Here is a 1,053-nt window from a genome sequence, read left to right as displayed (position 1 = left end):
AGGACTACGTCGTCAACGAAGCCACGTTGGACTATCTGCGGGCGCAGCCTGTCGATGGAGCCGTGATCGCCCGATTGACGAAGCTCCAGGGCCACGTGTTCCGCGCGCAGTTGGAATGGCTGGAACAGTTGGCGCGGTGCTCGATCAACATCTTCGACCGGCCTCTGCTCCAGACGCTGAACGAAGCCGCTACCTGGGGGGCGCTCCGGCATCACGGGCTGATGGAGAACACGGTCGTGGTCTCCGACGATGCCGGCCAGTTCCGAGTTGCCACGCATGCCTTGTGCTGGGTTCATGCCGAGCGGCATCTGCAGAAGTTGATGCCGGCCTCACCGAAGCAGGCCCAGGCGGTGGCATTGGTCCGTGAGACCATCTGGTGCTTTTACCGCGGTCTGAAGCTGTGGAAGCAAAGCCCCACACCGGGCGCTGAGGCTTCATTCCGGCACCAGTTCAACCGGATCTTTGGCCAGCGCACGGGCTACAAGGACCTGGATGAGTTGCTGGCTCGCCTGGCGCGGCGCAAAGCCGAACTGCTGCGGGTGCTCGAGCGGCCGGAGATCCCGCTGCACACCAATGTGTCCGAGAACGACCTGCGCGCCTGCGTGATCAAGCGCAAGATCTCCGGCGGCACGATGAGCGCCGATGGCCGCGTCGCACGGGATGTCATGCTCGGGCTGCTGAAGACCTGCCGCAAGCTCGGCCTGTCCTTCTTCGTCTATCTCGGGGACCGGCTCGGACTGAACGCGGGTCAGCCGAGGATCCCGCCGCTCGCCAACCTTGTTGCTCAAGCAGCCTGAGGCCCGCGGCCCGCAATCTGCTCTGCTGACGTTGAGGCGTTATCCGCTCATCAGCCTGCCAAGGAGACACATCATGCACGAAGACAGTCCCACCACCCGCACTGCGATGGTCCTGATCTTCATGGGGCTGGTGGTTGCCCTGGCCGCAGTGCTGTTTGTGATGATCGCCTACGGGTATGGAGAAACGTCAGGGCCGGGCGGGTTCCCGTCTGCTCAAGTGGAGGGTCGGAACGACCAGGCGGCACGGTCATCCACA

2 protein-coding genes are annotated in these 1,053 nt (G+C 63.7%); both read left to right on the top strand.

Annotated elements, in window-relative coordinates:
• On the top strand, window positions 1-797 hold a 797-nt coding region (locus tag ACYVOK_RS35925), incomplete at its 5' end, for an IS66 family transposase (RefSeq protein WP_460667087.1).
• 73 nt (window positions 798-870) lie between these two features.
• On the top strand, window positions 871-1,053 hold a 183-nt coding region (locus ACYVOK_RS35920), incomplete at its 3' end, for a hypothetical protein (RefSeq protein WP_460667086.1).

The organism is Kribbella swartbergensis (assembly GCF_054784135.1).
The sequence above is the reverse complement of the archived record's forward strand: the minus strand, read 5'-3'. Positions and strand labels throughout refer to the sequence as shown.